Here is a 2,833-nt window from a genome sequence, read left to right on the forward strand (position 1 = left end):
CTTGCGGCCGGGCCCGGCTCGAGGCTGCCGAGTTCGGGCATCTCGATCAGCAGCGCAATCGCGGTTGCCTCGCCGATACCGGGAATGCTGGCCAGAACTCAAAGGGCCCTCTGTTCCCCGGCGAGCTGCTCCCGCCTCGATCGCAGCCACGACCCGGTCGCGTAGATCCATGGATAGCGCGGACGCCATCGGCTCTCCTCCTCGGAAAGCAGTCCATCGAATCACAACCCTATCCCAACGAGAAACCCAGACCAGTCAAGCCGATCGGTGCCCGCTCTGGGATTCACCAACGCCAGCTGAAAGTCAATTTAAAACGGATTGCGTTAAATAAATAGGCCGCGTAACATGACTACTCTCGTTCGGCTTAGGGCAGGCCGCTTCACCTGCTGAATAGCAAAGCTCGATGAGTTATTCAAAGCTAGCCAATTTAATTATTGGCCGCCAATTACCAATCAAAGTGGAGGAATTATTAAATTCATTGTCTTTATTGAATGGCTCCTTGCTCTGAAAACTTCTACCTAAGCGGCGTTGTACTGGCCGTGCCCTGACTGCTCTTCTGGTTATAGATACCTATTGACAATCCCCAACCAATGCTCTCGAACGAGGGAGTATAAGACATTTGCCGGGTCTGCACAGTAAGAATTTACAATCCTCTGCAGGTTGTCACCGTTTATGAAGTTAATATAACTTAGTTATGCTGTTTCTGTGCGGTTTGAAGTTTTTTATTGCTCAATTAGGTCGTCTTTGCTTATTTAGCTTAGATTTGAGGAAAGAGTTACCTGTGGTGACTAGCAGGGGGGCGATGCATGATTGAACCAGTGGGTGTTGTGACCATTTTTGTTTGCATTCTCTCATTTTTTTTGAAAGACAGGTTCACCTTTTTCTGCTTCACATTTTCGATGCTCCTAGCGGCAGCGTCGGCATTCACATTAGGTGGCTCGGGGAATATTCAGCCAGCTCACTTATTATTGATGTCGCTCGCGGTTCTCGTGTCCCGCGAAAAGACATTTACGGATGACGTAGTTCGAGCGCTGCGCTTTCCTGCCGCGGGATTCTGGCTAACAATATTTGTTGTGTATGGAGTTCTGTGCGCGATCATGGTGCCCAGAATTTTTAGCGAGGCGACCGTAATCATTTCGATCGGGTCAACGCGATTCGGTGGAGTCGGCCCAATCCCTGTCCCCTTGACACCAACGAGCGGCAACATAAGCCAATCAATATACATGATTTCCGACGTCGTATGTTTTTTGGTAGTATACTCATACTGTTCCACAAGAGCCAGGTTTTTCTATGTGGCAAAGCTAATGCTAGGTATGGCGGCTTTTAACATTATGTTTGCGGCCCTGGACTACATAACCTCTCTGACAGGCACCGCATTTCTGCTGGATCCTATTAGAAACGCCGATTATGAACTTCATCTTGAAGAAAATGTTGGTGGCCTGAGAAGGATAGTAGGCTCGTTTACAGAAACATCGCTTTTTTCATATCATACTATTGGCCTATTGTCTTATACATTTTCGTTGACAATATCTAATAGATGGACTTTCGCAAGCTTTATCATATTTATAATTTCTCTAATTCTGCTGTTGCTCTCCACTTCAGGAACAGCTTACGTTGCGCTGGCGCCAATGCTGCTGTTTTTCTACGTGTTTTGTTTCTCTCGCTCGGTATTTGGTCGGGCAAAAGCGGCGACCTTGATGTTTACGTTGTTCGTTCCTTTGGTTGTGGCGAATCTAGCTCTTATTGTCGCTCTGGATGAAAACTTAAGCCGTGTCGTGACGGAGTTTGTACATATTGTCGTCTTTACCAAGTCTCAAAGTGAGTCTGGAGTTACGAGAGCGGAATGGAATCGAGTAGGCATGATGAATTTCTATGCGACATATGGGCTTGGTAGTGGCTTCGGAACAACTAGAGCTTCAAGTTGGATCGTAGCGGTGTTGTCAAGCACAGGATTGCCAGGCCTATTTTTTATAGGGGGGTTTTTTTGGGCCTGCCTTCGCAAAAGTTCACAAGAAAATAATTTCATTGCTGATATACAGCAGGCGGCTCGCATTGGATGCTTTGGATATATTGTGGCTGGCGCTGTCTCTTTCTCTTTAGTGGACCTTCGTCTTCCATTTTTTGTCTTGGCGGCGCTCGCTGCTGTGAATCTGCGCCAAGACGAAGACTACGGCAGTATCACGCCTACTCCCAAATAGAGCCTTGTTTCGGGCGATAGATTATTTACTCCAAGCGTATGTTGTGTTCCTCCGAGTATAGAATTGTAGGATCCATGCGCGATATTTATGGTTAGAACGGTTCATCTTTCGGTCAGGATATATTGGCGTAGGATGGTGAAGTCGGTCTTTCCGAACGTCTTGCGCGTCAGCATCTTCCATGGGCGGATCCGCCCCCGATGAGCTAGTCGACTAAGATGTTATGATCGTCCTGATAAGCGTCGCCAATTCACGCCGCCGCGCCTCCGCGAACCGAGTTAGTCGTCTGGATGTGAGACCTCCTTGGCGTCTTCAACGATGCGGAGAGCGCATTTGATGAGACTGGGACTGGATGGCTTGTAGGTGGAATTGGCGAGTGTCAACGCCGAGTGCATCGTGGTTCTTCCGCACTTCGTGTGGCGAAGTGTGCCGGCCGGCGTGATGTGCCCCATCTGCGGAGATAGGCTTTGGGGAGGACGCCATGCCCCGCCGTATCCTGCCCCTCGTGCCCGATGGCCTGACCGTCGTCGGCATCGAACTGGTGACCGACCCGCTCATCGTGCGCGTCGTACCCCGTCCGGGCCCGACGTGCTGTCCCACCTGTCGATCGTCCGCGGGCCGCAAGCACGGTCACTGCG

The 2,833-nt window shown here is 49.9% G+C and carries 1 protein-coding gene; it reads left to right on the forward strand.

Going from position 1 to position 2,833, the window contains the following annotated elements:
• Positions 1 to 1,292: 1,292 nt before the first annotated feature.
• Positions 1,293 to 2,198: a hypothetical protein gene (locus C4T42_RS31795; RefSeq protein WP_146074111.1), complete on the forward strand. Its 906-nt coding sequence runs from the start codon at positions 1,293 to 1,295 to the stop codon at positions 2,196 to 2,198.
• The last annotated feature ends 635 nt before the right edge of the window (positions 2,199 to 2,833 follow it).

The sequence above is a fragment of the Methylobacterium sp. 190mf genome (assembly GCF_900107945.1).
In the GTDB taxonomy this organism is placed as follows: domain Bacteria; phylum Pseudomonadota; class Alphaproteobacteria; order Rhizobiales; family Beijerinckiaceae; genus Methylobacterium.